This window comes from Pseudomonas lopnurensis (assembly GCF_015070855.1).
Taxonomy (GTDB): domain Bacteria; phylum Pseudomonadota; class Gammaproteobacteria; order Pseudomonadales; family Pseudomonadaceae; genus Stutzerimonas; species Stutzerimonas lopnurensis.
Map to the genome: position 1 here is coordinate 212,841 of NZ_JADDIX010000099.1, position 26,073 is coordinate 238,913.

The 26,073-nt window shown below is 65.8% G+C and carries 26 protein-coding genes and 2 tRNA genes; 3 read left to right on the forward strand and 25 right to left on the reverse strand.

What is annotated here, in order from left to right; translation table 11 throughout:
- Positions 1-40: 40 nt before the first annotated feature.
- The 5 genes from IN820_RS21780 to IN820_RS21800 form a co-directional block, all read right to left on the reverse strand.
- Positions 41-1,045, reverse strand: a complete 1,005-nt coding sequence (locus IN820_RS21780) for an ArsJ-associated glyceraldehyde-3-phosphate dehydrogenase (protein ID WP_193682976.1) — start codon at positions 1,043-1,045, stop codon at positions 41-43.
- A 27-nt stretch (positions 1,046-1,072) separates the two neighbouring features.
- The gene (locus tag IN820_RS21785) at positions 1,073-1,441 is read right to left on the reverse strand and encodes a YnfA family protein (RefSeq protein ID WP_193682977.1); all 369 of its coding nucleotides are present in this window, start codon (positions 1,439-1,441) and stop codon (positions 1,073-1,075) included.
- A complete protein-coding gene (locus tag IN820_RS21790) occupies positions 1,410-1,904 on the reverse strand; it encodes a cyclin-dependent kinase inhibitor 3 family protein (RefSeq protein WP_193682978.1) in 495 nt (164 codons plus the stop codon). Before IN820_RS21790 ends, IN820_RS21785 begins: the two co-directional genes overlap by 32 nt.
- 19 nt (positions 1,905-1,923) lie before the next feature.
- Positions 1,924-2,637: an arsenical resistance protein ArsH gene (gene arsH, locus IN820_RS21795; RefSeq protein ID WP_193682979.1), complete on the reverse strand. Its 714-nt coding sequence runs from the start codon at positions 2,635-2,637 to the stop codon at positions 1,924-1,926.
- A gap of 90 nt (positions 2,638-2,727) precedes the next feature.
- The gene (locus tag IN820_RS21800; RefSeq protein WP_193683011.1) at positions 2,728-3,084 is read right to left on the reverse strand and encodes a metalloregulator ArsR/SmtB family transcription factor; all 357 of its coding nucleotides are present in this window, start codon (positions 3,082-3,084) and stop codon (positions 2,728-2,730) included.
- Between the two features lie 275 nt (positions 3,085-3,359).
- Between IN820_RS21800 and arsB the strand changes: the two genes are divergently transcribed.
- A complete protein-coding gene (gene arsB / locus IN820_RS21805) occupies positions 3,360-4,439 on the forward strand; it encodes an ACR3 family arsenite efflux transporter (RefSeq protein ID WP_193682980.1) in 1,080 nt (359 codons plus the stop codon).
- Positions 4,440-4,481: 42 nt separating this feature from the next.
- Here arsB and IN820_RS21810 read toward each other — a convergent pair whose 3' ends face one another.
- Positions 4,482-4,727, reverse strand: coding sequence for a hypothetical protein (locus IN820_RS21810; RefSeq protein ID WP_193682981.1), 246 nt, complete (start codon positions 4,725-4,727; stop codon positions 4,482-4,484).
- Positions 4,728-4,849: 122 nt separating this feature from the next.
- Positions 4,850-5,578: a hypothetical protein gene (locus IN820_RS21815; protein ID WP_193682982.1), complete on the reverse strand. Its 729-nt coding sequence runs from the start codon at positions 5,576-5,578 to the stop codon at positions 4,850-4,852.
- An 86-nt stretch (positions 5,579-5,664) separates the two neighbouring features.
- Between IN820_RS21815 and IN820_RS21820 the strand changes: the two genes are divergently transcribed.
- Positions 5,665-5,823, forward strand: a complete 159-nt coding sequence (locus IN820_RS21820; protein ID WP_193682983.1) for a hypothetical protein — start codon at positions 5,665-5,667, stop codon at positions 5,821-5,823.
- Positions 5,824-5,850: 27 nt separating this feature from the next.
- On the opposite strand, the gene IN820_RS21825 is transcribed toward IN820_RS21820, so the two are convergent.
- The 5 genes from IN820_RS21825 to gacA form a co-directional block, all read right to left on the reverse strand.
- Positions 5,851-5,924, reverse strand: a tRNA-Cys gene (locus IN820_RS21825).
- 44 nt (positions 5,925-5,968) lie between these two features.
- Positions 5,969-6,044, reverse strand: a tRNA-Gly gene (locus tag IN820_RS21830).
- Positions 6,045-6,113: 69 nt separating this feature from the next.
- The gene (gene pgsA / locus IN820_RS21835; protein WP_193682984.1) at positions 6,114-6,671 is read right to left on the reverse strand and encodes a CDP-diacylglycerol--glycerol-3-phosphate 3-phosphatidyltransferase; all 558 of its coding nucleotides are present in this window, start codon (positions 6,669-6,671) and stop codon (positions 6,114-6,116) included.
- Between the two features lie 34 nt (positions 6,672-6,705).
- Positions 6,706-8,529 carry an excinuclease ABC subunit UvrC gene (gene uvrC / locus IN820_RS21840; RefSeq protein ID WP_193682985.1) on the reverse strand — a complete coding sequence of 608 codons (1,824 nt, stop codon included), beginning with the start codon at positions 8,527-8,529 and terminating at the stop codon, positions 6,706-6,708.
- A complete protein-coding gene (gene gacA, locus IN820_RS21845) occupies positions 8,529-9,173 on the reverse strand; it encodes a response regulator transcription factor GacA (RefSeq protein ID WP_193682986.1) in 645 nt (214 codons plus the stop codon). The genes uvrC and gacA overlap by 1 nt, the downstream gene beginning before the upstream one ends.
- A gap of 222 nt (positions 9,174-9,395) precedes the next feature.
- Here gacA and IN820_RS21850 point away from each other — a divergent pair, with 222 nt between their 5' ends.
- The gene (locus tag IN820_RS21850) at positions 9,396-10,112 is read left to right on the forward strand and encodes a hypothetical protein (RefSeq protein ID WP_193683012.1); all 717 of its coding nucleotides are present in this window, start codon (positions 9,396-9,398) and stop codon (positions 10,110-10,112) included.
- Positions 10,113-10,139: 27 nt separating this feature from the next.
- On the opposite strand, the gene IN820_RS21855 is transcribed toward IN820_RS21850, so the two are convergent.
- The 13 genes from IN820_RS21855 to pqqA form a co-directional block, all read right to left on the reverse strand.
- Positions 10,140-10,430, reverse strand: a complete 291-nt coding sequence (locus tag IN820_RS21855; RefSeq protein WP_193682987.1) for a hypothetical protein — start codon at positions 10,428-10,430, stop codon at positions 10,140-10,142.
- Between the two features lie 181 nt (positions 10,431-10,611).
- Entirely contained in the window at positions 10,612-13,788 is a 3,177-nt protein-coding gene (locus IN820_RS21860; protein ID WP_193682988.1) for an efflux RND transporter permease subunit, read from the reverse strand.
- Complete coding sequence (locus IN820_RS21865; protein WP_193682989.1) at positions 13,785-15,257, reverse strand: efflux RND transporter periplasmic adaptor subunit; 1,473 nt, start codon at positions 15,255-15,257, stop codon at positions 13,785-13,787. The genes IN820_RS21860 and IN820_RS21865 overlap by 4 nt, the downstream gene beginning before the upstream one ends.
- Complete coding sequence (locus IN820_RS21870) at positions 15,254-16,507, reverse strand: TolC family protein (RefSeq protein WP_193682990.1); 1,254 nt, start codon at positions 16,505-16,507, stop codon at positions 15,254-15,256. The genes IN820_RS21865 and IN820_RS21870 overlap by 4 nt, the downstream gene beginning before the upstream one ends.
- Positions 16,508-16,600: 93 nt before the next feature.
- Positions 16,601-16,945, reverse strand: coding sequence for a hypothetical protein (locus tag IN820_RS21875; protein WP_193682991.1), 345 nt, complete (start codon positions 16,943-16,945; stop codon positions 16,601-16,603).
- Positions 16,946-17,194: 249 nt separating this feature from the next.
- Complete coding sequence (locus tag IN820_RS21880; protein WP_193682992.1) at positions 17,195-18,901, reverse strand: hybrid sensor histidine kinase/response regulator; 1,707 nt, start codon at positions 18,899-18,901, stop codon at positions 17,195-17,197.
- Positions 18,885-20,048 (reverse strand): alcohol dehydrogenase-like regulatory protein ErcA, encoded by a 1,164-nt coding sequence (gene ercA, locus IN820_RS21885; protein WP_193682993.1) that lies wholly within the window; start codon positions 20,046-20,048, stop codon positions 18,885-18,887. The genes IN820_RS21880 and ercA overlap by 17 nt, the downstream gene beginning before the upstream one ends.
- Before the next feature lie 109 nt (positions 20,049-20,157).
- Positions 20,158-22,044: an alpha/beta hydrolase family protein gene (locus tag IN820_RS21890; RefSeq protein WP_193682994.1), complete on the reverse strand. Its 1,887-nt coding sequence runs from the start codon at positions 22,042-22,044 to the stop codon at positions 20,158-20,160.
- An 11-nt stretch (positions 22,045-22,055) separates the two neighbouring features.
- The gene (gene pqqE / locus IN820_RS21895; RefSeq protein WP_193682995.1) at positions 22,056-23,210 is read right to left on the reverse strand and encodes a pyrroloquinoline quinone biosynthesis protein PqqE; all 1,155 of its coding nucleotides are present in this window, start codon (positions 23,208-23,210) and stop codon (positions 22,056-22,058) included.
- Positions 23,182-23,460 (reverse strand): pyrroloquinoline quinone biosynthesis peptide chaperone PqqD, encoded by a 279-nt coding sequence (pqqD, locus tag IN820_RS21900; RefSeq protein ID WP_193682996.1) that lies wholly within the window; start codon positions 23,458-23,460, stop codon positions 23,182-23,184. The genes pqqE and pqqD overlap by 29 nt, the downstream gene beginning before the upstream one ends.
- Positions 23,461-23,560: 100 nt before the next feature.
- On the reverse strand, positions 23,561-24,313 hold the full coding sequence (gene pqqC / locus IN820_RS21905; protein WP_193682997.1) for a pyrroloquinoline-quinone synthase PqqC: 753 nt from the start codon (positions 24,311-24,313) through the stop codon (positions 23,561-23,563).
- A 135-nt stretch (positions 24,314-24,448) separates the two neighbouring features.
- Positions 24,449-25,360, reverse strand: a complete 912-nt coding sequence (pqqB, locus tag IN820_RS21910; protein WP_193682998.1) for a pyrroloquinoline quinone biosynthesis protein PqqB — start codon at positions 25,358-25,360, stop codon at positions 24,449-24,451.
- Positions 25,361-25,409: 49 nt separating this feature from the next.
- Complete coding sequence (pqqA, locus tag IN820_RS21915) at positions 25,410-25,481, reverse strand: pyrroloquinoline quinone precursor peptide PqqA (RefSeq protein ID WP_003253598.1); 72 nt, start codon at positions 25,479-25,481, stop codon at positions 25,410-25,412.
- Positions 25,482-26,073 lie beyond the last annotated feature (592 nt).

The window sequence follows — 26,073 nt, forward strand, 5'->3', positions numbered from 1 at the left end:
TAGGTTCCGGATTGTTCGGACAAGGGGATGGGCGCGCCGCTCAGCCAGCCAGTCCCACCTTGCGCGCCAGCTCCACCGTGCGGTTGGCATAGCCCCATTCGTTGTCGTACCAGGCATAAAGCTTCACCTGGGTGCCATTGACCACCATGGTCGACAAGGCATCGATGATCGATGAGCGTGGATCGGTGCGATAGTCGATGGATACCAGCGGTCGCTCCTCGTAACCGAGGATGCCTTCGAGCTCGCCGGCGGCGGCCGCCTTGAACAACTGGTTCACCTCCTCCACGCGGGTGGCGCGCTCGACTTCGAATACGCAGTCGGTCAGCGAGGCGTTGGCCAGTGGCACGCGCACGGCATGGCCGTTCAGCTTGCCGCGCAGCTCGGGGAAGATTTCCGCGATGGCGGTGGCCGAGCCGGTGCTGGTCGGGATCAGGCTCATGCCCGAAGCCCGCGCACGGCGCAGGTCCTTGTGCGGCTGGTCGAGGATGCTCTGGGTGTTGGTCAGATCGTGGATGGTGGTGATCGAGCCATGGCGGATGCCGAGGTGCTCGTGGATCACCTTCACCACTGGCGCCAGGCAGTTGGTGGTGCAGGACGCGGCGGTGACGATGCGGTGCCGGGCCGGGTCGTACAGCCCATCGTTCACGCCCATGACGACGTTGAGCGCCCCCGGCTCCTTCACCGGCGCGCTGACCACCACGCGCTTCACGCCCTGTTCCAGATAGGCCTGCAGCACGGCGACGGTCTTCATCTTGCCGCTGGCCTCGATGACCACGTCGCAGCCGGACCAGTCGCTATCGGCAATCGCCTTGTTGGCGGTGACCTTCACCCGCTGGCCGCCGATCAGCAGACAGTCGCCATCGGCGCCGGCCTCATGCTGCCAGCGGCCATGCACTGAGTCGAAGTTCAGCAGATGGGCGTGGGTCGCCGCATCGCCGGCGGGGTCGTTGATCCGTACGAAATCCAGCTCCGGCCAGTCCCAGGCCGCGCGCAGGGCCAGGCGTCCGATGCGGCCGAAGCCGTTGATGCCAACTTTGATGCTCATGGGTGACTCGCTCTTGGAAGCATGAAATCAGATGTTTCGCGGGGCGAACATGATGATCGCCATTCCCAGCAAGGCCACGGCGCAGCCGAGCAGGTCCCACCCGCTCGGGCGGACGCCATCGACCAGCCACAGCCAGAGCATCGCCACGCCGACATAGACACCGCCATAGGCGGCGTACACCCGCCCGGCAGCCGTGGGATGCAATGACAACAACCAGGCAAACAGGGCCAGCGACAACGCCGCGGGCACCAGCAACCAGATGCTCTTGCCCTGCTTCAACCAGAGGTATGGCAGGTAACAGCCGACGATCTCGGCGACGGCGGTGATCACGAACAAAGCCAGGGTATTCAACGTGCAACCCTCGTCATCCGCCGAAACGTTCGATCCAGCCGGCATGAGCCGGATGCCGGATGGCCTTGGGCCGCAAGGCCTGCACGGCGGCGATGGCATCCTGGCGTGGCACGCCCCGGTCGATCAGGATGCGCGCCGCAATCAGGCCGGTACGGCCGGAACCGCCCTTGCAATGAATGGCGACGTTGCGACCACTGCCCAGCAGTTCGGCGATGCGTGCACGGGAACGTGCCCAGGCACTATCGAAATCCGCCAGCGGCACCTGCTCGTCGGCCACCGGCAGATGGATCCATTCCAGGCCTCGTTCGGTACAGAGCCGCGGCAGTTGCGTGACCTCGTTGCGAGCCAGTTCCTCATGCGGCATCAATGTGACCAGTGCCTCGGCTCCGGCGGCCTGCAGGGCGTCCAGCGCCTCGGAGACACTGGTGTCCCGGGTACCGGGACATGGCGTGAAGATCAGCTGGCCGCCGCCGGCTGTGTCGAGGATGTCATAGGGGTGGTGGGGCATGTCGGCTACTTCCTGTAGATCAGATGGCGCGTTGGTTGACACGCAGGGACAACGCTTCGGCCGACTCCTTGCGCTCGGAATAGCGGTCGACCAGGTAGTCGGCGCGGCCACGTACCAGCAGGGTGAATTTGAACAGCTCTTCCATCACATCCACCACGCGATCGTAATAGGCCGACGGCTTCATGCGGCCGTCGTCGTCGAATTCCAGATAGGCCTTGGCCACCGAAGACTGGTTGGGGATGGTGATCATGCGCATCCAGCGGCCCAGGACGCGCATCTGGTTCAGGGCATTGAACGATTGCGAGCCTCCGCTGACCTGCATGAGCGCCAGGGTCTTGCCCTGGGTCGGACGCACCGCGCCCAAGGCCAGCGGCACCCAGTCGATCTGCGCCTTGAATACCGCGCTCATCGAGCCGTGACGCTCCGGCGAACACCACACCTGCCCTTCCGACCACTGCATCAGCTCGCGCAGTTCCTGAACCTTGGGGTGGCTGACCGGCGCATCGTCCGGCAGCGGCAGCCCCGCTGGATCGAAGATCCGCGTCTCCGCACCGAAGCGTTGCAGCAGGCGCGCGGCCTCCTGCGTCAGCAAGCGGCTGTATGAGCGCTCGCGGTTCGACCCATAGAGCAGCAGGATGCGCGGCCTGTGTTCCGGTTGCGGCGCCAGGCCGAGTTTTTCCAGGCTGGGCAGGTCGAGCAGTTCGGGAGCGATATTGGGCAAATCATCGTGCATGGAGCCGTCCTGCGGGGGGGGTTATGTATTGCCGATGCGGGCCACCTCGGCCTTTCGCACGTCGGCACCGGATATTGTCATGCCCGTGGTTCAGGCGCAGGCGCTGGAGCGTCCCGGGCGGTTGCGCATGTTTTCCAGGCGCTGAACGTTACTGCTCAGCCAGTTCTTGTTGGCCGTGACGATCGGCTGGAGCATGTCCGTCACCCAGTCGGGCAGATGCGGATGCAGGCGGTAATAGACCCACTGTCCCTGGCGCCGATCCTCCAGCACGCCGCAGCCACGCAACAGCGCCAGATGCCGGGAAATCTTCGGTTGGCTTTCATCCAGGGCGCAGGTCAACTCGCAGACGCACAGCTCCCCCTCACGGGCGACCAGCAGCGCGATGCGTGCCCGGGTTTCGTCCGCCAGGCATTTGAATACGGTGGTGGGAGTCAGATGCTCGACCATGGGAATGAATGACACCTCAGCGCTTGCGAGATACGTTCCGGCGAATATATTGCCTGTCGAATGGCCAAGTAAAGACCCGGCTGTTCATTCCTGCGGCGGCCAGGTGGATAACGAAACCGTCACATTGTCGGCATGGTCATGCGGGTGTATATTCCGAAAATCATATATGTACCTGAGTACATGTTCTGGGCATCAATGCATCGAGAGAACCAGCCGATGCCGTCGTCGAGGCCCTCGTCCCGCTCAATCATCGCGATGCAAGAAGGTGGAAACCAATGTCCAGTCAATGCGAAGTGGCCGGCAAGCAGAACGCCGGCTCCCCGCTCGGATTCTTCGAGCGCTACCTGACGCTGTGGGTGTTCCTTTGCATCGTCGTCGGCACCCTGCTCGGCCTGGGCCTCCCTTCCGCCGCGCAAGCGATCGGCGCGCTGGAAATCGCCCACGTGAACGTTCCGGTCGGGTTGCTGATCTGGGTGATGATCATCCCCATGCTGATGAAGATCGATTTCTCGGCACTGCGGGAGGTCTATGCCCAGCGCACCAGCATGGGCATCACGCTGTTCGTCAACTGGGCGGTCAAGCCCTTCAGCATGGCCCTACTGGGCTGGCTGTTCATCAAGCAGATCTTCGCGCCCTGGCTGCCCGCGGCTGAACTGGACAGCTACATGGCCGGCCTGATCCTGCTCGGTGCCGCGCCCTGCACGGCGATGGTCTTCGTCTGGAGCAACCTGTGCAACGGCAACGCCAATTTCACCCTGACCCAGGTGGCGCTGAACGACGTGGTGATGATTTTCGCCTTCGCCCCCATCGTCGCCCTGCTGCTCGGCGTTTCGTCGATCCCGGTGCCCTGGGACACCCTGCTGCTCTCCGTGGCGATGTACATCGTCATTCCGCTGGCCATCGCCCAGTTCATCCGCGCACGCCTGATGAAACGAGGCGTGCAGGCGTTCCAGGCGGCGCTGGCGAGGATATCGCCGTTCTCCATCCTCGCCCTGCTGGCGACCCTGGTGCTGCTGTTCTCCTTTCAGGGGGGCGCCATCGTCGCCCAACCGCTGATCATCGCCCTGCTCGCCGTGCCCATCTTGCTGCAGACGCTGTTCATTGCCGGGCTCGGCTACTGGCTCAACCGCAGCTTCAGGGTTCGCCATGACGTGGCCGGCCCCTCGGCGATGATCGGCGCGTCGAATTTCTTCGAACTGGCCGTCGCCGTCGCCATCGTGCTCTATGGCTTCGACTCCGGCGCGGCGCTGGCCACCGTGGTCGGCGTGCTGATCGAAGTGCCGGTGATGCTCTGGCTGGTACGCAGCGTCAATCGCAGCCGCGACTGGTACAACCGCGCGTTGCCAGCCACCTGAAGCAGGCCTAGCGATCATCGGCGGTGGACGGCAGGCTCGGCGTCAGGGGTTGGCGCTGAGCAGATCGAGCGCCTCGCCGAGCGCTTCCACCGACTCGGCATGCTTGCCGGCGTTGTGCAGCTCTTCGCCCTGCGCGCGCAGTTCCTTGACCCGCTCGAGCGTGGCCGCATCCTCTGGCGGGTTGTTCTGTAGCTGTTCATCGATCTTCGCCATGTCCATCGGGCAGTGCATGGCGAACAGTGAAGTGCTGAAGGCAATCGCGAGGGTGAAACCAAGCAGGCGGCGCATGGCGGCTCTCCTCTACAAGAGATTCATCGAGTATAGGAGTCCCTGCCGGTCCGTTCGGGTTTCGGATATGCGGTCGGGTGATGGATCAGGGCATCCAGCGGCGGAAGCGCCTTGGCGAAGACCTAATGAGGGTCCTGCCCGTTCCTGGCATGCAATCCTCCGCCAAGGGACATGCCCCCAGCACCGCCTCCATCCCCGCCTGCGCCCCCAGCTTTGCCTGCGCCCTGCCTCGCCTCGTCCTTTGCGCTTTTGCCTCCGCGCGCAGTGGCGGGACGGACCGGCCCCTGTTTTGGAATCGAGAGCTGAGTGGGTATCGGGTCCAGATCGAGCGCGCTGCGGACGAAGTCGCGCAGGTGAATGACAAGTTCGGCGGTGTGTATCGGGCGGCCATCGACCAGTTCGGAAGCCGCCCTGGCCGCCAGCCGTACCTGTTCCTCGGTGCCCAACAGGATGATGTCGGACAACGCGGCTTCGACGGCATCGCGCATCCGCCGCGATCGATCACTGCCCGCCCATTCGGTGCCCGGCCCGGCAGATACCGCCGGCTCCAACACCATGCCCGCATCGGCCTCCACGCGTTCGGCAGCGGGCGCATCGTCCTTTCGGCGTCGCAGATCACGCAGGTGGGTAGGATCGACCTCTAGGTTCCCGGTGAATGAGCCGCCCAGCGTTTTGTAGGCTGCTATGAGCGTGCGCAGACGCTCGTTGATCTGTCGGTTTTCACGCTCGCGCCGCTGTTGGATCGTCTGCATGGCGAGCAAGCGGATACCAACCCCGATCACGCTAATCACGGTCAGCCCGAACAGGGTCAACAGAAGCCCTTCCCACGAACTGAAATCCAGATTGCGCATACACGCGACTCCAAGGACACGAACGTCGAATCGGCCGGAACAGGCCCTGGCTTCTCATCGGACCGCCACTCGGGGGCTGGATTCCAATGCGCCTCGAGCAGGCGCCGCTCTCGGAACGGCTCGCCGCAAGCCTTGCCGTCTATGGCCTGCTCGCCGAGCCTGCCGGGCAGGCAGCAATTGCGAAAACGCCACCCGAACTGGCGGAAACCGCATCGCGCAATCGCGCAAAAGAAAAAGCCCCGTAGATCTGTGATCTACGGGGCTTTTCGATATGGAGGCCGATGTCGGAATCGAACCGGCGTACACGGATTTGCAATCCGCTGCATAACCACTCTGCCAACCGGCCTCAAAACGACGGCGCCGCAAACTTCTGCGGCGCGATCTTCAAACTGGAGCGGGAAACGAGACTCGAACTCGCGACCCCGACCTTGGCAAGGTCGTGCTCTACCAACTGAGCTATTCCCGCGTTGTCTTGGTGACGGGCGCCATTCTATACCATCGAATGCTGCCGTCAACCCCTTGATTAAAAAAGTTTTTATTTCTTTTCCGTAGTGCTCAGGTGCGGCCACGCGGCGACCAGGTAGTTGACCATCGACCACAGCGTCAGGCCGGCCGCGACGATCAGCAGCGCATATCCCATCCCGACCCAGATGGTCGGCTGCGGCGGGTTGGCCAGCAGGATCACCAGGGCCACCATTTGCGCGGCGGTCTTCCACTTGCCCAGGTTGGATACCGCCACCTGTGCCCTGGCACCGAGCTCCGCCATCCACTCGCGCAGCGCCGACACCACGATTTCGCGGCCGATGATGATCGCCGCCGGCAAGGTCAGCCAGAGGTTGCCGTGCTCCTCGACCAACAGCACCAGGGCCACCGCAACCATCAGCTTGTCGGCGACCGGATCGAGGAAGGCACCGAACGGGGTGCTCTGCTCCAGCCGGCGCGCCAGGTAGCCGTCGAGCCAGTCGGTCAGTGCGGCCACGGTGAACACCGCGCTGGCGGCCAGGTAGCTCCAGTAGAACGGTAGGTAGAACAACAGGATGAAGATGGGTATCAGCAGCACGCGCAGTACGGTGAGCAGGTTTGGGATATTCATCGGTACCACTGATCTGCGGAATTCGGAGGAGAGTTTACTCACTGTGCAGAGCGGCATAAATCGACTCGGCAAGCTTTTTACTTATACCAGGCGCTTTTGCGATCTCATCGAGGCTGGCTCTGCACAATTCCTGAAGACCACCGAAGTGCTTGAGCAGTTCGCGACGGCGCTTGGGGCCGATGCCCGGAACATCCTCGAGCGTCGAGGTGCGCCGCGCCTTGCCGCGCCGTGCCCGGTGCCCGGTGATGGCGAAACGGTGGGCTTCGTCGCGCACCTGCTGGATCAGGTGCAGCGCCGGCGAATCGGCCGGCAAGGTGAATTCGTGGGCGGCATCGTTCAGATAGAGGGTTTCCAGGCCCGGCTTGCGCGTCACGCCCTTGGCCACCCCGAGCAGGATCAGCTCCGGCACGGCCAGCTCTTCGAGCACGTCGCGGGCCATGTTGAGCTGGCCCTTGCCGCCGTCCACCAGCAGGATGTCGGGCAGCTTGCCCTCCCCCTCGGCGGCCTTGCGAAAGCGTCTGGAGAGAGCCTGGTGCATCGCCGCGTAGTCGTCGCCGGCGGTGACGCCCTCGATGTTGTAGCGCCGGTAGTCGGACTTCAGTGGGCCTTCCGGGCCGAACACCACGCAGGAGGCCACGGTGGCCTCCCCGCTGGAATGGCTGATGTCGAAACATTCCAGGCGCAGCGGCGGCTCGTCGAGCTGCAGCGCCTCGGCCAGCGCCTCGAAGCGCGCCGACAGGTGTTGCCGGTTGGCCAGCCGCGCGGTCAGCGCCTGTTCGGCGTTGGTCAACGCCAACTGCTGCCAGCGCGCCCGGGTGCCACGCACGCGATGGGTGATGTTCAGTTCCAGCCCGCGCAATTCGGCGATGGCGTTGATCAGCGTGGCGAAGTCCTCGTGCACGGCGTTGACGATCAGCTCGCCCGGCAGGTCGCGCTCCGACGAGCCCAGGTAATACTGCTCGAGAAACGCCTGCAGCACTTCGCTGACGCTTTCCTCGATCGCCACCTGGGGGAAGAAGTTCTTGCTGCCCAGCACCCGGCCACCACGCACCGTGATCAGGTGGACGCAGGCACCGCCCGGGCTGACCGCGGCGGCGATGATGTCGACGTCACCGGAGCCGCCTTCCATGCTCTGCTGATCCTGCACCCGACGCAGGATGCCGATCTGGTCACGAATCTCGGCGGCGCGCTCGAAGTCCAGGCTCATCGCCGCCTTTTCCATGTTCCGCGACAGCTCCTCGGTCAGCGCGTTGCTGCGGCCTTCGAGGAACATCACCGAGTGGCGCACGTCTTCGGCGTATTCGGCCTGCTCCACCAGGTTCACGCAGGGCGCCTTGCAGCGCTTGATCTGATACTGCAGGCACGGTCGCGTGCGATTGCGGTAATAGCTGTCCTCGCACTGGCGCACGAAGAAGGCCTTCTGCAGCAGGCTCAGGCTTTCGCGGATGGCCCCGGCGCTGGGATAGGGACCGAAATAGCGCCCCGGCTCCTTCTTCGCGCCCCGGTGGATGCTCAGCCGCGGAAACTCCCCGGTGGAGAGGAATACGTAGGGATAGGATTTGTCGTCGCGCAGGAGGATGTTGTATGGCGGCCGCCACTGCTTGATCAGCGTCTGCTCGAGCAGCAGTGCCTCGGTTTCGTTCGCGGTGATGGTGGTTTCCACCTGCGCGATCTTCGCCACCAGAGCCGCGGTCTTCGGCGCCTGGCCGGTCTTGCGAAAGTAGCTGGCCAGGCGCTTCTTGAGGTTCTTGGCCTTGCCCACGTAGAGCAGTTTGCCATCGCTATCGAACATGCGATACACGCCCGGCCGACTACTGCAGGCGGCCAGGAACGCGGCGGAATCGAAGGGACTTGTCATCAGTTGACGGTATCGACCATCCCGTGGCGAACCGCCAGCAGGGCCAGTTCGACGTCACTGGTAATCGAAAGCTTCTCGAAGATGCGATAGCGGTAGGTGTTGACCGTCTTCGGCGAAAGACAGAGCTTGTCGGAAATGCTCTGCACCTTCTGACAGTTGGCGATCATCAACGCGATCTGGATTTCCCGCTCGGAGAGCAGATCGAATGGCGACTCGCTGAGCTGCGGCTGGAACGACTTCAGCGCCAGTTGCTGAGCGATCTGCGGGCTGATGTAGCGCTGGCCGGCGAAGACCATGCGGATGGCCTGGACCATTTCCTCGAGCGCCGCCCCCTTGGTCAGGTAGCCCGCCGCGCCGGCTTGCAGCAGGCGTGTGGGGAAAGGATCCTCCTCGCAGATGGTCACCGCGATGACCTTCAGGTCGGGATAGCTGCGCAGGAGCTTGCGGGTCGCCTCCAGGCCACCGATTCCAGGCATTTTCACGTCCATCAGGACCACATCGGGCTTGAGCTCGCGGGCTTTCTTGATGGCTTCTTCGCCAGAATCGGCCTGGCCTATCACATGCAGCCCGTCGATATCCCCCAGCATGCGACTGATGCCTGTGCGAACCAGATCGTGGTCGTCGACCACCAGCACCCTAATCAAGCAGACACCTCGTTGATCGTATTGAAAGCTGGCTGGCTGCTCGCTTTTCAGGAGCGAACTCTACCAAAAAAAACCATCTGGCTGGCCGATCGACAAGCCAAGCAACTGATCGAGATCATAAGACGCTTTTCGCCAGCCGACGAACTGCTCACTGAACACCGGCGGACGGTCGCAGTCTCAGGCCTGGTAATCACCTCCATTCAAGCTGTGCCCACGCCTGCCATGCCGACACTGATCGCCGCACTGGTCCTGACATTCACCCACCTGCTCGCCGGCCGGCTGGATGAACTGCACCAGTTGCCGCGCAGCCGCTGGCTGTCCGTTGCCGGCGGCGTCGCTGTGGCTTATGTGTTCGTCCATCTGCTACCCGAATTGGCACACGGGCAGCGAGTGATCGAAGACAGCGGCTTTCACCCGTTGCGTTATCTGGAACACCATGCCTACCTGCTCGCACTGATCGGGCTGTCCTGCTTTTACGGACTGGAGCGTCTGATCAAGGCCCACCGCAGCGACCTCCCCGACGATGCCGACACCCATGCCAGCATGTTCTGGCTGCACATCGGCGCCTTCGCCGGGTACAACGCCCTGATCGGCTATATCCTCGCCAACCGTGGCGCGGACCGGCCCGTCGAGCTGATCTGGTACACCGTAGCGATGTCGCTGCATTTTCTGGTCAACGACGTGGCCCTGCAGAGCGATCACCAGCGCCTCTTCGTCCGTCGTGGCCGCTGGATCCTCGCCGCATCGGCGTTGGTCGGCTGCGGCACAGGATTGCTCACCGAGCTGTCCGAACTCGCCGTATCGGCGGTCACGGCCTTCGTTGCCGGCGCTATCGTGCTTAACGTGCTCAAGGAAGAGCTGCCGACCGAGCGTAACAGCCGATTCGGCGCATTTCTCGCGGGCGCGCTGGGCTATTCGGCGTTGCTTTTGCTGTTGTGACCAGGCACGCGCGGGCCGTGATCGTAGTCAACGCCTTATCCGGTCGTTGTCCAGCGGCGGCCGGGTCGGTGTGGGACGTGGCTGCGGCTGTTGCCGTTCGAAACCCGGTAGCGTCGGCTGCCGCTCATTGATTCGGGCCGGCGGTAGCGCCGGGAGCAATGGCGGCTTGGCCGATGGCAAGGTCGTTGGCCGGGGCGGCCCCGGCTCGGTATAGGGACGAGGCGTCGGCGAGCCGTGCGCACCGATGCCCTCCTCCCTTGCCAGCGCCTCGCCCAGGGCAAACAGCAGGATGCCCATGGCGATGCAGATTCGCTTCATCTTCGTGCCCTCGGTAGCTCTGCCGATACTATAGCCACTGCTCATCGCCCGCCCCGACGACTCGTCGGGGCGATGGCCCGCCATTGCCATGAGGACGCGCCCACAGGTCCGGTGTGCAACTGCCGTTATTGTGGGCCTGCCCCGCAGCGATGCTGTCGGGCCAATGTTCGGCGCGTGGCATTCATCCTATCCCATGGGATTGTCCGGCCTCGGGACGGGCTTCGCTCAGTCGAGCATTGCTGCCCCGGCGCCGCATCAGCCTGTAGGCCGCCGGAATCACGAACAGCGACAGCAAGGGCGCGCTGAGCATGCCGCCGACCATGGGCGCAGCGATGCGGCTCATCACTTCGCTACCGGTGCCTGCGCCCCAGAGGATGGGCAGCAGGCCGGCGACGATCACCGCCACGGTCATCGCCTTGGGCCGCACCCGCTGTACCGCACCTTCGCGAATGGCCTCGCAGAGCGCCGCCTCGCCATGCCGGCCGGCCCGCTGCCGCTCGGCCCAGGCGCTCTTCAGGTACAGCAGCATGATCACGCCGAATTCCGCCGCCACGCCCGCCAGGGCGATGAAGCCGACGCCAGTGGCCACCGACAGGTTGAAGCCCATCAGATAGAGGAACCACACCCCGCCGGTAAGGGCGAACGGCAGCGTCAGCATGATCAGCAACGCCTCGTCGAAGCGTCCGAAGGTCAGGTACAGCAGCACGAAGATGATCAGCAGCGTGGCCGGCACCACCAGCTCGAGTCGCTCGTTGGCGCGCTCGAGGAATTCGAACTGGCCGGAGTAGCTCAGGCTCATGCCCGGCAGCAGCTCGACATCGGCAGCGACCGCCTGGCGCAGGTCGGCCACCACCGAGGCGATGTCGCGGCCGCGCACGTCGACGTACACCCAGCCGGCCAGCCGCGCATTCTCGCTGCGCAGCATCGGCGGGCCGTCGCTGATCCGTATCCGCGCCACGCTGCCCAGGGTGATCTGGCCGCCCAGCGGCGTCAGGATCGGCAACTGCTCCAGGGCCTGCGGCGAATCGCGCCATTCGCGCGGGTAGCGCACGCTGATCGGATAGCGCGCCAGGCCCTCCACCGTCTCGCCGACGGTCTCGCCGCCAATGGCGCCAGCGACGATGGACTGCACATCGGCGATGTTCAGCCCATAGCGCGCGGCATCCCGCCGGTCGATGTCGATATCGACGTAGCGCCCGCCCACCAGCCGTTCGGCCAGCGCCGAACTGACACCCGGTACGCCCTTGGCCACCGCCTCCACCTGCTGGCCGATGCGGTCGATCTCTTCCAGACTGGCCCCGGCGATCTTTACGCCGATCGGGCTCTTGATACCGGTGGCGAGCATGTCGATGCGGTTGCGAATCGGCGGAATCCAGATATTGGTCAGGCCCGGCACCTGCACCGCGCGGTCCAGCTCCTCGACCAGCTTTTCCGGCGTCATCCCGGCGCGCCATTGTTCCCGTGGCTTGAAGCGGACAGTGGTCTCGAACATCTCCAGCGGCGCCGGATCGGTGGCGGATTCGGCGCGGCCGGCCTTGCCGAACACGCCGGCCACTTCCGGTACGCTGCGGATCATCCGGTCGGTCTGCTGCAGCAGCTGCGCGGCTTTCTGTGCCGAAAGCCCCGGCAGTGCCGACGGCATGTAGAGCAGATCGCCCTCGTCCATCGGCGGCAGGAATTCGCCGCCCAGGCGTGCCAGCGGCCACAGCGTGGTAGCGAGGATCAGCACGGCGACGGCCAGGGTGGACTTCGGATGCGCCAGTACCGCTTCCAGCGCCGGCCGGTAGAGGCGGATCAGCCCACGATTGAGCGGATTGCGCGCCTCGTCGGGCAGCCGGCCGCGAATCCAGTAGCCCATCAACACCGGCACCAGCGTCACCGAGAGTCCTGCCGCAGCGGCCATCGCGTAGGTCTTGGTGAAGGCCAGCGGCCCGAACAGGCGGCCTTCCTGGGCCTCGAGGGTGAACACCGGAATGAACGACAGCGTGATGATCAGCAGGCAGAAGAACAGCGCCGGCCCCACTTCCTGGGCGGCCGCGGTCATCACGCGCCAATGTTCCTCGCCCGCCAGTGCCCTGCCCGGGTTGGCATGGCGCCAGGCCTCGGCCTTCTTGTGCGCGTTCTCGATCATCACCACCGCCGCATCGACCATGGCGCCGATGGCGATGGCGATGCCGCCCAGGGACATGATGTTGGCATTGATGCCCTGGTAGCGCATCACCGCGAAGGCGATCAGCACGCCGATCGGCAACGAGACGATGGCCACCAGCGACGAACGCAGGTGCCAGAGAAAGAGCCCGCAGACCAGGGCGACGACGACGAACTCCTCCAGCAGCTTGAAGCTGAGGTTGGCCACCGCGCGGTCGATCAGTTGGCTGCGGTCGTAGGTGGTGACGATCTCGACGCCCGCCGGCAGGCTCGTCTTCAATTCCTCGAGCTTGGCATGCACGGCGGCGAGGGTTTCCCGCGCGTTCTTGCCGCTGCGCAGGATCACCACGCCGCCGACGGTTTCGCCCTCGCCGTCGAGTTCGGCGATGCCGCGACGCATCTGCGGGCCGAGCTGGACCTGCGCGACGTCGCCCAGGGTCACCGGCACGCCGCCCGCGCTGAGCTGCAGCGGGATGCGGCGAAAGTCGTCGAGCGTCTGCAGATAGCCGGAGGCGCGCACCATGTATTCGGTTTCCGCCAGCTCGAGCACGGCGCCACCGGTTTCCTGGTTGGCCATGCCGATGGCCTCGATCACCTGGGCCTGGGTCACGCCGAGGCTGGCCAGCTTCAGCGGATCGAGCACGACCTGGTACTGTCTGACCATGCCGCCAATGGTGGCGACCTCGGCCACGTTGGGCAGCGTGATCAGCTCGTACTTGAGGAACCAGTCCTGCAGGCTGCGCAGTTGCGCCAGGTCATGCGTGCCGCTGCGGTCGACCAGCGCGTACTGGTAGATCCAGCCGACCCCGGTGGCATCCGGGCCGAGCGACGGCGTGACGCCGGCCGGCAATCGGGCCTGCACCTGGCTGAGGTATTCCAGCACCCGCGAACGCGCCCAGTACAGGTCGGTGCCGTCCTCGAACAGCACGTAGACGTAGCTGTCGCCGAAGAACGAATAGCCGCGTACGGTCTTCGCGCCCGGGACCGACAACATGGTGGTGGTCAGCGGATAGGTCACCTGGTTCTCGACGATCTGCGGCGCCTGCCCCGGATAGGGCGTGCGGATGATCACCTGCACGTCGGAAAGATCCGGTAGCGCATCGATCGGCGTGGTACGCACCGCCCAGATCCCCACGGCGGTCATCAGCAACGTCGCCAGCAGCACGAGGAAGCGGTTGACCACCGACCAGCGAATCAGCGCGGCGATCATGGCCGTTGCTCCTGTTTGTGCAGCCGCTCGATCACCAGGCCGCTGGACGTTTCGCGGGCAGCGAAACGCACCCGGTCGTTCTCGGCCAGGCCATGCAGCAGGTGTGGGTTCGCCACCGCGAAACTCATCGTCATGCCCGGCATGCCCAAGGTATGGAATGGCCCATGGGCGATCCTCACACGGTCATCGCCCAGCGCGAGGATACGGCCCTCGGACTCGTGCAGCGCAGGCGCCATTGCTTCATGGGCATGGAGCGCCGCGCCGTCGTTCGGTATCGCGGTGATGCCCCGCAGACTGGCCTCCGAATCCAGCAGGAACTGCCCGGATGCGACCACCTGCTGGCCTTCTTCCAGGCCGCTGAGGATCGCCGTGTGGCTACCATTTTCGCGACCCGGCTCGACCTCCATGGGTCGATAGCGCCCGCCGCTTTCCGCGAGCATCACCAGTGCGCGCCGGCCGGTGCGGATCAGCGCCTCGCTGGGCACCAGCAGGAGCGCTTCGCTGCCAGCATCGGCCAGCGCGACCTGCGCCGTCAGCCCCGGGCGCAACAGGCCTTCGGGATTGGGCAGTTGCACCCGTACGCGCAGCGTGCGACTGGCCGGATTGGCCTCCGGCAGTACCGCCGTGACCAGCCCATCGATGCGTCGGCCGGGCAATGCCGGCAGGCGCGCGGTCGCCTCCTGCCCGACGTGGATGCCCTCGCTCTGCGCCTCCGGTACGGCCACCTCGAGCCAGACGCTGTCCAGGCCGTTGATCCGCGCCAGGGGCGCGCCCGCCGCCAACGTCATGCCTTCGCGCACGTCCAGCTCCTGCAGCACGCCGCCGATGGGGCTGGAAAGCGTGATGGAAGCATCGACCCTGCCGCTGCGCTCGAGCCGGCCGACCGTTTCCGCCGGCATCCCGGCCAGGCGCAGCCGCTGGCGAGCGGCTTCCAGCAGGGCGTGGTCACCGGCCCTGCGCAGGGCGAGATACTCCTCCTGGGCTGCCGTCCATTCCGGGATCAGCAGGTCCGCCAGCGGCGCGCCCTTTTCCAGCAGATCGCCGGGAGCGTGGCGGTAAACCCGCTCGACGAAGCCACCCGCCCGCGCCTGCACCACGGCCACGTCACGGGCGTTGTACTCGAGCACGCCGACCGCCTCGACACGGCTGGCCAGTTGGCCGCGGCTGACCGTGGCCAGCCGCATGCCGAGATTCTGGGTGATGCCGGCCTCGATGGTCAGCGCCGCCACGTCATCGCCTTCATCGGCGTAGCGTGGCACCAGGTCCATGTCCATGAAGGGCGATTTGCCCGGTTTGTCGAAGCGATGTTGCGGGGCCATGGGGTCGTACCAGTACAGCACCCGGGCCTGGTTTTCGGCCGCGGGTGCGACAGGCTCGCCACCGCTCCGGGCCAGCCAGTGGCCACCGCCCGCCCCGATCATCAGCGCCACGCCGGCCAGCGTGACGCTTGCGAAGATTTTCCGGCTCATTTGGTTTCTCCATAGGCAAGATACAGGCGAGCATTGGCGATGGCTTCCAGGCCCTGCAGGTCGATGTGCTTGAGGCGCGTCTCGATCAGTTCGTTGCGCGCGGCCAGCACCGCATCCAGGTCGATGGTGCCGGCGCGATAGCCGGCCATGGCCAGCTCGGCCTTCTCGCGAGCGAGTGGCAGCTGCACCTCGGCACTACGCACACGGGCGCGCTGCAGCCGCTCGAACTCGGCCAACTCCACGGCCAGGCGCTCGGCGACCTCGCGGTTGGCGGCTTCGCGCTCCGCCTCCAGCTGATCGAGCTCGGCATGCCGGGCGGCGATCCGCGGGTTCTGCCGCGAGCGCTGGAACACCGGCAGATCGAAGCTGAACTGGAGATTGAGCATGTCGCCAAATGCACGGCCGCGATTCAGGTAGCTGACCTCCCAGCTCCAGTCGGGCTGTTTCTCGGCGCTGGCTTCACGGATGCGGGCCTGGGCCTGCCGGGTCAGCGGCGCGTATGCCAGCAGTTGCGGATGGTTGTGCATCTGGCTGGGCAGCCTGTCCCGGATGAGCGGCCAATGGGGCAGATCACCGTCCAGGGGCTGGCTGCCAGCCTCACCGACCCAGCGGACAAGGGCCGCGCGGGCCTGGCGGCGCAACTGCTCCAGCTCGTCCTGGCGCTCGGCCAGCGACGCGGCCTCCTGGCGCGGAACGACACTGTCGGTCAGTTGGCCGCGCCCGCCGGCGATACGCGCCCGAACGGCCTCGTCGAGGATGCGGTTTTCCTCGAGCAGTTCGTCGAACAGGCGGATCTTGCGCTCCACGGCATGGGTCGCGATCCAGGCCTGGGCCGCAGCCAGGCGCACCTTGAGCGCCTCGACTTCCTGCTCGGCGGCGGCACGGTCGATAGCGGCCCGGGCGACCTCGGTACGCGCCTTGCGCTTGTCGCGGTTGGGCACTTCCTGCATCAGCCCGACCATGCGCATGGTCATGGCGTCGTCATTGAGACTCCAGCGTTCGGCCCCCTCGATGGGCACGCTCTGCAGGCCCAGCAAGAGCTTCGGATCGGGCAGTTCGCCGGCCGCGCTGGCCTCGCTGCGCGCGGCCTGCAGCCTGGACGCCTCGGCTCGCAGGGAAGGCGCCTGCTGCTGCGCGAGGCGCAGCGCATCGTCGAAGGTCAGGCCCAGGGCTGCGCCCGGCAAGGCCAGCGCGCAGGTGCAGAAGACGGCCGCGAGCGACCGGATTTTCCGTATGAATCGGGACATCATGAGTAAGATTCCTCGGGTTCCTGCATGCCGCGGGGGCATGCGCACGGCGTCCATCAGCGCATGGCCGAGGGACACGTCAGGTCTGCGAAGGAATCAGTGGCGCGGTGGGCGCCAGACGTCGACGCCGGAGCGAGCGGGAAAGAAATCGGGGTAGGCGCTGCCGAGCAGCGGCGGCGCGGTGGCGACGGCGGGTTTGACCACGCCCGCCTGCAGCATGCTGCCGGTCTTGCACTGGTGGTCGCTGTCGCACAGCGGATTGCCCTTGTGCGAATGGCCGCCATCGTCCTGGGTCATGGACGGGTGTCCGGCATGTGCGGACATATCCATGCCGTCCTGCATCTGGCAAGGCTGCGCGGACAGCGCCGGCGCCGCCATCCCGTTCAGGGGAAGCGCGAAGCTGATCAGCAGGGCCAGGAACAGACGCAGACAGGCTTTCATGGCGGGCAGTCTAACCGGGGAGCGGGGCGGTAAAACTTGATCCAGATCGTGTTGGGGTTATGAATGGCTATGTCCCCGTTACCTGTTGCAGGACCTTGGGAAGTGTCTGGCCCGGATCTCTTGCAACAGCCGATGTTCGAGCGATCGGGCGCTCGCGGGTAGGTTGGCGCTGAGTGCGGCGAAGCCCAACTGGGGGTGGCATGAACCTGTTGGGCTTCGTCGCTACGCTCCTCAACCCAACCTACGAACCTACGCTGGGCCTTCATCCACCGCACAGGCGTCGGCCTTGCCGCCCAGCAGGTGGCTGAGTACCGAGCGCATCTTGCCGGCCTTCACCGGCTTGTTCAGCACCGGCACGCCGAAGCCTTGCAACTGGCGACGGCACTGGTCGCTGCGGTCGGCGGTGATCATCACCAGCGGGATCGCGGCGGCGAAATGCGCACGCAGTTCGAGCACCACGTCCCAGCCGGTGACGCCCTGGTCCAGGTGATAGTCGGCGAGGATCACGTCCGGGGCCACGCCCGCCAGCGCCGAAAGTGCGGCGTCCCTGTCGGTGGCGGTCAGCACCTCGCAGCCCCACTGCTGGAGCAGCGCGGCCATGCTGTGCAGGATGCTGGTTTCGTTGTCCAGCACCAGCAACCGCCGCCCCGGCAGCGGGTCGCCCAGCTGCGGCGCGAGTACCGGCGCCTCGCCGCCGCGGCTGGGTGCCGTCCGTGCCAGCGGCACGTCGATGCTGAACACCGAGCCGCGTCCTGGTCGCGAGCGCACGTGCACGCGGTAGTCCAGCATGTTGGCGATGCGATCGACGATGGCCAGCCCCAGGCCCACCCCGCTACGCTCCGCCGCCCGGCGTACACCGAGCTGATTGAACTCGAGGAAGATCGATTGCAACTGGTCCGCGGGGATGCCGCGCCCGGTGTCCCAGACCTGGATGCGCAATACGTCGCCGCGCTTGCGGGCGCCGAGCAGGACCCGGCCGTGGTCGGTATAGCGACAGGCATTGCTGAGGAAGTTGCGCAGGATGCGCGTCAGCAGGCGGAAGTCGCTCTGGATCACGCAGCGGGGAATGTAGTGGGCGAGCTGCAGCCCGGCCGCGGCGGCCACCGGCTGGAACTCGGAGACCAGCGGCAGGAGCATCTCGTCCAGGCGATAGGCATCGATATCCGGCTTGATCGCGCTCTGGTCGAGCTTGGAGATGTCGAGCAGGTCGGTGAGCAGGTCCTCTGCCCCTTCCAGCGCATGATGGGCGCGCTCGACCAGATGCTGCTCGCCCGGCGGCAGGTTGCGCTCGTGCAGGGTCGAGATCAGCAGGCGCGCGGCATTGAGCGGCTGCAACAGGTCGTGGCTGGCCGCTGCCAGGTACTTGTCCTTGCTGAGGTTGGCCGCCTCCGCCGCATCCCGGGCTTCGCGCAGTTCGCAGGTGCGCTCGGCGACGCGCTGCTCCAGTTGCTCGTTGAGCTGCAGCAGGCGCGACTGCGCCAGCTTGCGCTCGGTGATGTCGGCGACGAACCCTTCCACCAGGCCGTCTTCGTCGGGTTTGAGCAGCAGGTTCATCACGACGTCGATGGCGCTGCCGTCCTTGCGCCGCAGGCGGGTCTCGTAGCCGAACAGGCCGAGCCGCTCGCTCAGTGTCTGACGAATCTGCCGCAGCTCCTGCTCGCCGCCGATGAACAGGTGGTGGGACAGGTCGGTCAGCGTCCACAGCGCGTCTTCCGGGCTGTCGTAGCCGAGCATGCGCGCCAGCGCCGGGTTGGCCGCGCGAATGCCCTCCTGCAGGCTGGCCTGGAAGATCCCGTGCACCGCATGCTCGAACAGCCATTTGTAGCGGTTGCGCTCGGCTTCCAATTCCTCCAGGCGTGCCAGCAGCTCCGGATAGTGGCTCTTGCGCGCAGAATGGCTGCCAAAGCCGAGCAGTTGCGTCAGTGCCTGGTGCTGCTCGTCAGAGGGCTTCGGCATAGACGACCTCGACGTCGCGCTGGGTCGAGGAGCGCGGGTTGGTGAGGATGCAGGGGTCCTGCATCGCATGTTGCGACAGGAACGGAATGTCCGAGAGGTTGACGCCGTGCAGGCCGAGGGTTTCCTTGAAGCCGATGGCCTGCTTGAGACTGATCAGGTGCTGCACCAGGCGCTCGCGGATCTGCCGCTGGCTCAGGCCGCGGCTGTCGATGCCGAGGGTCTCGGCGACGACCTTGAAGCGATCCGGCGCGGCGTCGTAGTTGAACGCCACCACATGCTCGACCAGCACCGCGTTGCACACCCCATGGGGCAGGTCGAGGTAGCCGCCAAGGCTGTGGGACATGGCATGCACGGCGCCGAGGATCGCGTTGGAGAACGCCAGGCCGGCCTGCATGCTGCCGAGCATGATCTGCTCGCGCAGCACGATATCCGCCGGATCGGCGATCATTTGCGCCAGGTTGCCGTTGATCAGCCGCATGGCTTCCAGCGCGTGGGGGTCGGTCAGCGGCCCGTGGCCGGTGGAGACGAAGGCCTCGATGGCGTGCACCAGCGCATCGATGCCGGTACAGGCGGACAGGAACGGATCCATGCTCAGCGTGGTTTGCGGGTCGATCAGCGAGACGTCCGGCACCGCCGCCTTGCTGACGATGGAGAACTTCATCCGCTCGTCCTGGTTGGAGATGATCACGAACTGCGAGACGTCCGCCGAGGTGCCGGCCGTGGTGGGAATCAGGATCAGCGGCGGGCTGGGTACGCGCAGGGTGTCCACGCCTTCGAACTCGACGATGTGGCGGCCGTGGGCGGCGACGATGCCGATGCCCTTGGCGCAATCCATCGGGCTGCCGCCGCCGACCGCGACGATCACGTTGCAGCCTTCGCTGCGATAGACCTCCGCGCCGAGCATCACCTCTTCGCAGCGCGGGTTGGGCGACACATCGGTGAACAGGCAATGCTCGATGCTCTGCCGTTCGAGGCTGGCCTGCACGTCCGCCACCCAGCCGGCGGCGACCACGCCGGGGTCGGAAACCAGCAGGACCTTGCGCGCGCCGAAGTTGCTCGCACAGGTGCCGACGCTATGGCGACAGCCGGCACCGAAGATGATTTCCGGGGAGACGAATTTACGCTGAAGGCTGATATTCGGGCTCATCACTGCGGCCTTTTTTATTTTTTGTAATAACCGAGCAAGCCTACTGCATCGCTGGGCTAAAGCAATGCATCCAATGGACGGTTACCGCTCGTCTGCGCGGGGCGCTGCGTCACAGCAATCGCTGGTAGAAGCGCCATTCGCGCTCCAGCGCATCGGCCTGGTTGCGTGCTTCGCGAAAGCCGTGGCGCTCCTGCGGATACCGCCGGTACTCCACGGCGACGCCGCGCCGGCGCAGCGCCGCCACCATGGCCTCGGTCTGTTCGGGCGGCACCACCGTATCCTGGCCGCCCTGGAAGAAGATCACCGGGGCGTCGATCCGGTCGGCATTGTGCAACGGCGCCCGTTCGCGGAAGCGTTGCGGCACCCGCTGCGGATCGCCGATCAGCCAGTCCAGGTAGTCGCCCTCGAACTTGTGCGTGACCCGGCGCAACGCCAGTGGGTCGCTGACGCCGTACAGGCTGGCGCCGCCGCGGAACAGGTCGCTCGCCGCCAGCGCGCAGAGCGCCGTGAAGCCGCCCGCGCTGGAACCGCGGACGAAGACCCGCGCCGGATCGATCAGCCCCCGCGCGGCGAGCGCCCGCGCGGCCTGGCAGACATCCTCCACATCCACTACGCCCCACTGCTCGTGCAGGCGCTGCCGATAGGCACGGCCGAAGCCGCTGCTGCCGCGATAGTTGACATCGACCACGGCGAAGCCGCGCTGGGTCCAGAACTGGATGCGCGGGTCGAATACCGGGTAGCACGCCGAGGTCGGCCCGCCATGGGCGAACACCACCAGCGGCGGCCGTTCGCCCGGCCGACCTCGGCAACCGGCGTTGCGCGGCGGGTAGAAGAAGGCATGCGCCGTCTCCCCTTCCCCGGTCGCGAAGCGCAGGGGTTGCGGATGCGACACCTGATTCGCCGGCAGCGGTCGCTCGCCCCCCGCGAGAATCCGCACGTCGCCACTGGCCCGCTCGATCGCCAGCACCGCCGGGGTACGCTCCGGGGAGCCGGCGATGCAAAAGACGTACGGGTCATCCATGGCCAGTTGGCGACAGCGCGAATACTCGCCGGCCAGTTGGCGTTCGCTACCGTCCGCCGCATGCTCGAACAGCGATGCGAAGCCATCGACCATATGGGTCAGCAGCAGACCGCCTGCGGCCAGCGGCAGGTAGCTGATGGTGCCCAATTGCCAGGGCGCCGGCGCGCAATCGAAACCGCCTTGTCCCTCCCCATGGCGCTCCTCGGCCAGCGGATACGGGACGAGTCGTTCCTGCTGCTCGCACCAGGGTTGCCAGCCGCCGTGGCGATCGCTCAGGCAGTAAAGGCGGCCATCCGCGGCGAAGCGTGGTTGCTGCAGGGATTGCTCGCCGTCCGCGCCGGCCAGGCAGCGACCATCGCCCCACTGCCCGTCGGCCATCCGCTCGGCGCACTGCAAGCGCGTCGAGGTCCAGGGTTGTGCGGGGCGGCTCCACTCGATCCAGGCCAGGCGCCCGCCCTCCGGGCTCAGCGCGGGCGACGCATAGAAATCGGCGCCTTCGGCGACGATCCGGCGCGCGCCATCGGCCAGCGCAAGGCTCACCAGCCGGTGTTCGACGCCCTGCTCTTCCACCGCCAGTATCGCGTGGCTGCGCCGGTCGAACTGCAGATCGCCATAGCGGCATTCGGCCCGTGCGCTCAGCATGAGCGGCGTCCCGTACGCATCCTCGGCCAGGTCCTGGAGATAGACCTGCTGGTCCGCCTCGTTGACGAACGCCACGCCCTGCCCGGTCAGGCAGAAGGCGCCGCCACCGTATTCGTAGACGCGGCTGCGCAGCGAGAAGCCCGGCGGCGTCAGGCAGGTCGCCGCACCGGCGCGCCAGCGCCACAGCGTGCAACGGGCCTGGGCGGGATCGTATTCGATCCAGAACAGCCCACCGTGCCCGGCCTGCAGTTCGGCGAAGTCCCGGCTGGCCGCCGCCGCGGCGTCGGCGCTCCAGTCGCTGGGCCAGAAGCCGCAGGGATGGCGGCTCGCCATGGCCGGCGGCCTCATACCTTGAGGATCAGCCGGGAGGCCTTCTCGTTGCGGTACTGCAGCTGGTCGAGGCCCAGCGCGCCGTGCTCCGCCTGTTCGCGGGCGGCGAGTATTTTGCCGTGCTGCGGCGACTTGCTGCAGACCGGGTCGGCGTTCGCCGCGTCGCCGGTGAGCATGAACGCCTGGCAGCGGCAGCCGCCGAAATCCTTCGCCTTCTCGTCGCAGCTGCGGCACGGCTCGGGCATCCAGTCGTAGCCGCGGAAGCGGTTGAAGCCGAACGAATGCCGCCAGATATGCTCGATGCTGTGCTGGCGCACGTTGGGGAATTGCACCGGCAGCTGCCGCGCGCTATGGCAGGGCAAGGCGGTGCCGTCCGGGGTGATGTCGAGGAACAGGTTGCCCCAGCCGTTCATGCAGGCCTTGGGGCGTTCCTCGTAGTAGTCGGGAGTGACGAAGATCAGCTTGCACGGATGATTCTGGGCGGCCAGCCGGTCGCGCCACTCGTTGGTGATCCGCTCGGCACGCTCGAGCTGTGCCCTGCTGGGCAGCAGCCCGGCGCGATTGAGCTCCGCCCAGCCATAGAACTGGCAGGTAGCGAGTTCGACGAAGTCGGCCTCCAGCTCCACGCACAGCTGGATGATCCGCTCGATATTGTCGATGTTGTGCCGATGGGTGACGAAATTGAGCACCATCGGATAACCGTGCCGCTTCACCGCGCGGGCCATTGCAAGCTTCTGGGCGAAGGCTTTCTTCGAGCCGGCCAGCAGGTTGTTCACCTCCTCGTCGGCGGCCTGGAAGCTGATCTGGATGTGGTCCAGGCCGGCCTCGGCGAAGCGGGCGATCTTCTCCTCGCTCAGGCCGATGCCGGAGGTGATCAGGTTGGTGTAGTAGCCCAGCTCGCGCGCCGCCCGGATCAGTTCCGCCAGGTCCTGGCGCACCAGCGGTTCGCCGCCGGAAAAGCCGAGCTGCGCCGCGCCCAGTGCGCGGGCCTGGCGGAACACCTCGATCCACTCGGCGGTATCCAGCTCGTCATGGCTGCGGGCGAAGTCCAGCGGGTTGGAACAGTACGGGCATTGCAGCGGGCAGCGATAGGTCAGCTCGGCCAGCAGCCACAGCGGCGGGCCGGGCTCGTAGCCGGGTTTAGCGAAGCTCGATCCAGAACCGTTCAACGGCCACCTCCACGAACGCCAGGATGTCTTCCTCGATGCCCTCGGCCTCGGGAAAGCGCGCCTGCAATTGGGCGACGATGCCGCCGACCGTACGAGCGCCATCCACCCGCTGGAGGATTTCGCTGGCGCTGTCATTGAGCTTGATCATGCCTTCCGGGTAGAGCAGCACGTGGCAGTCCTGCGCCGGCTCGAACTGGAAGCGGTAGCCGCGGCGCAAGGTCGGGACTTTCAGCAGGATGTTCTCGTTCATAACGGGTCACTCGCCAAGGGCCGATGCGCGACGGCCGTAGGGTGGCAAACAAGGGTGGAAAGACCTGCGGTCGTCTTCCACCCTACGCTCTTCGCCGCGCTCACGATGCAATGCCCCGGTGCCAGACGCGTTCGCGGGTGACGGTGTGATACGGCGGACGGTCCAGTTCGTAGGCCATGCTCATGGCGTCGAGCATGCTCCACAACACGTCGAGTTTGAACTGCAGAATGTCCAGCATGCGCTCCTGGGCCTCGCGGGTGCGATAGTGGTCGAGGGTGATGCGCAGGCCGTGCTCGACGTCGCGGCGCGCTTCCTTGAGCCGCTTGCGGAAATAGTCGTAACCGGAGGCATCGATCCACGGGTAGTGTTGCGGCCAACTGTCCAGGCGCGACTGGTGGATGGTCGGCGCGAAGAGTTCGGTCAGCGAGCTGCTGGCCGCCTCCTGCCAGGAGGCGCGGCGCGCGAAATTGACGTAGGCGTCCACGGCGAAGCGCACGCCCGGCAGTACCAGCTCCTGCGACAGCACCTGTTCGCGATCCAGTCCCACGGCTTCGCCCAGCCGCAGCCAGGCCTCGATACCGCCCTCTTCGCCCGGCGCGCCGTCGTGGTCGAGAATGCGCTGGACCCACTCGCGCCGGGTATCGCGGTCCGGGCAGTTGGCCATGATCGCCGCATCCTTCATGGGAATGCAGACCTGGTAGTAGAAGCGGTTGGCCACCCAGCCCTGGATCTGCTCGCGCGTCGCCTGCCCGGCATACATCGCCCGGTGGTAGGGATGATGGATGTGGTAGTACTCGCCCTTGGCGCGCAGGGCCTGTTCGAATTCGGCGGCGGACATGGCTGGCAGGGTCATAACGGCTTCCTTTGCGTGTGTCCGGCCGCGATCGGCGTGCAAAACGCACCCCTGGACAGGACGGGGCTCATGTAGAGAGTGCGTGCTGCGCACCCTCGGCTCTGAAGTGATGCGGTGCGCTGCACGCGCCCGTTACTACAACTCGATACTCATGCCGTCGAAGGCCACTTCGATGGCATGCGCGCCAAGCACCGCGCGCTCGGGCGAATTCTCGTCGAGGATCGGGTTGGTGTTGTTGATGTGGATGAGAATCTTGCGTTTCGCCGGCAATCCGTCGAGCAGCTCGATCATCCCGCCCGGACCGCTCTGCGGCAGGTGGCCCATCTCGCTGCCGAGTTTGCTGCCCACTTCGCGCAGGCGCATTTCGTCGTCGCGCCACAGCGTGCCATCCACCAGCAGGCAGTCGGCTGCACGCATGCTGTCGAGCAGCTCGGCGCTGACCTGGCCCAGCCCCGGCGCGTAGAACAGCCTGCCGCCGGTCCGGCGGTCCTCGATCAGCAGGCCGATGTTGTCGCCCGGATGCGGGTCCTGCCGGTGCGGCGAATACGGCGGCGCCGCGCTGCGCAGCGGGATCGGCGTGATGGCCAGGTTCGGGCAGCAGGGAATCGTGAAGCGGCCTTCCAGGGCGATGGGATTCCACTTCAGCCCGCCGTTCCAATGCTCGAGCATGTTGAACAGCGGAAAGCCGCTGGTCAGGTCCTGATGCACCATCTCGGTACACCAGACTTCATGCGGGCAGCCTTCGCGCAACGTCAGCAATCCGGTGGTGTGATCGATCTGGCTGTCCAGCAGGATGATCGCGCCAATCGCCGTATCACGCGGCGCGCGGGCCGGCTGCAGTCGGGGGAAGGCTTCCAGCTGCGCGCGGATGTCCGGTGAGGCATTGCACAGGATCCAGTCCATGCCATCGTCGCTGATGGCGATGGAGGATTGGGTGCGCGCCCTGGCATTCAGCGTGCCGGCCCGCAGGCCCGCGCAGTTGGCGCAATTGCAGTTCCACTGCGGAAAGCCGCCGCCCGCGGCGGAACCGAGAATCTGGATGAACATGGACAGCCCCCAAAAATGCGAAGCCCCGGCCGGAGCCGGGGCTGTTCGATCAACGGTTAGCGAAATACATGGTGACTTCGAAACCAATACGCAGGTCGGTGAAAGCGGGTTTGGTCCACATGGGTCGGTCCTCTTGTTATGGCGCCGGTAGATTCCGACAGCCCAATTAAGCCCCCTGATCTGCCTCGAGCAGAATGGTACTTTGGAATGAGACAGTACCGTGCCTTGGTAGTGCCTGCCGGCATGCACGAACTATTACAGCAGTTTATTCGCCCATTGCCAGCCGAGATCCGCTGGCGCCGCCGCGATGCGGGCCGGGCGCTGCTCTCGGTCGTGCGAGCACGCCGGCAAGCCGGGGGATTCGGCGGCACATAAAAAAGGCTCTGTCCCAATTGCGTATTGCTCGAATTGTCGAGGTGTTCTGANCGTCCGTAGGAGCGGGCCGTGCCCGCGAAGCTTTGCGTGCTGGAATATTCGCGGGCATGGCCCGCTCCTACAGGGGGGGGACGTCCATCCGCAACAGCCAGCTCAGACATAGCCCAAAAAAGGTTCTGTCCCAATTGCGTGTTGCTCGAATTGTCGAGCTGTTCTGAACGTCCGTAGGAGCGGGCCGTGCCCGCGAAGCTTTGCGTGCTGGAATATTCGCGGGCATGGCCCGCTCCACAGGGGGACGTCCATCCGCAACAGCCAGCTCAGACATAGCCCAAAAAAGG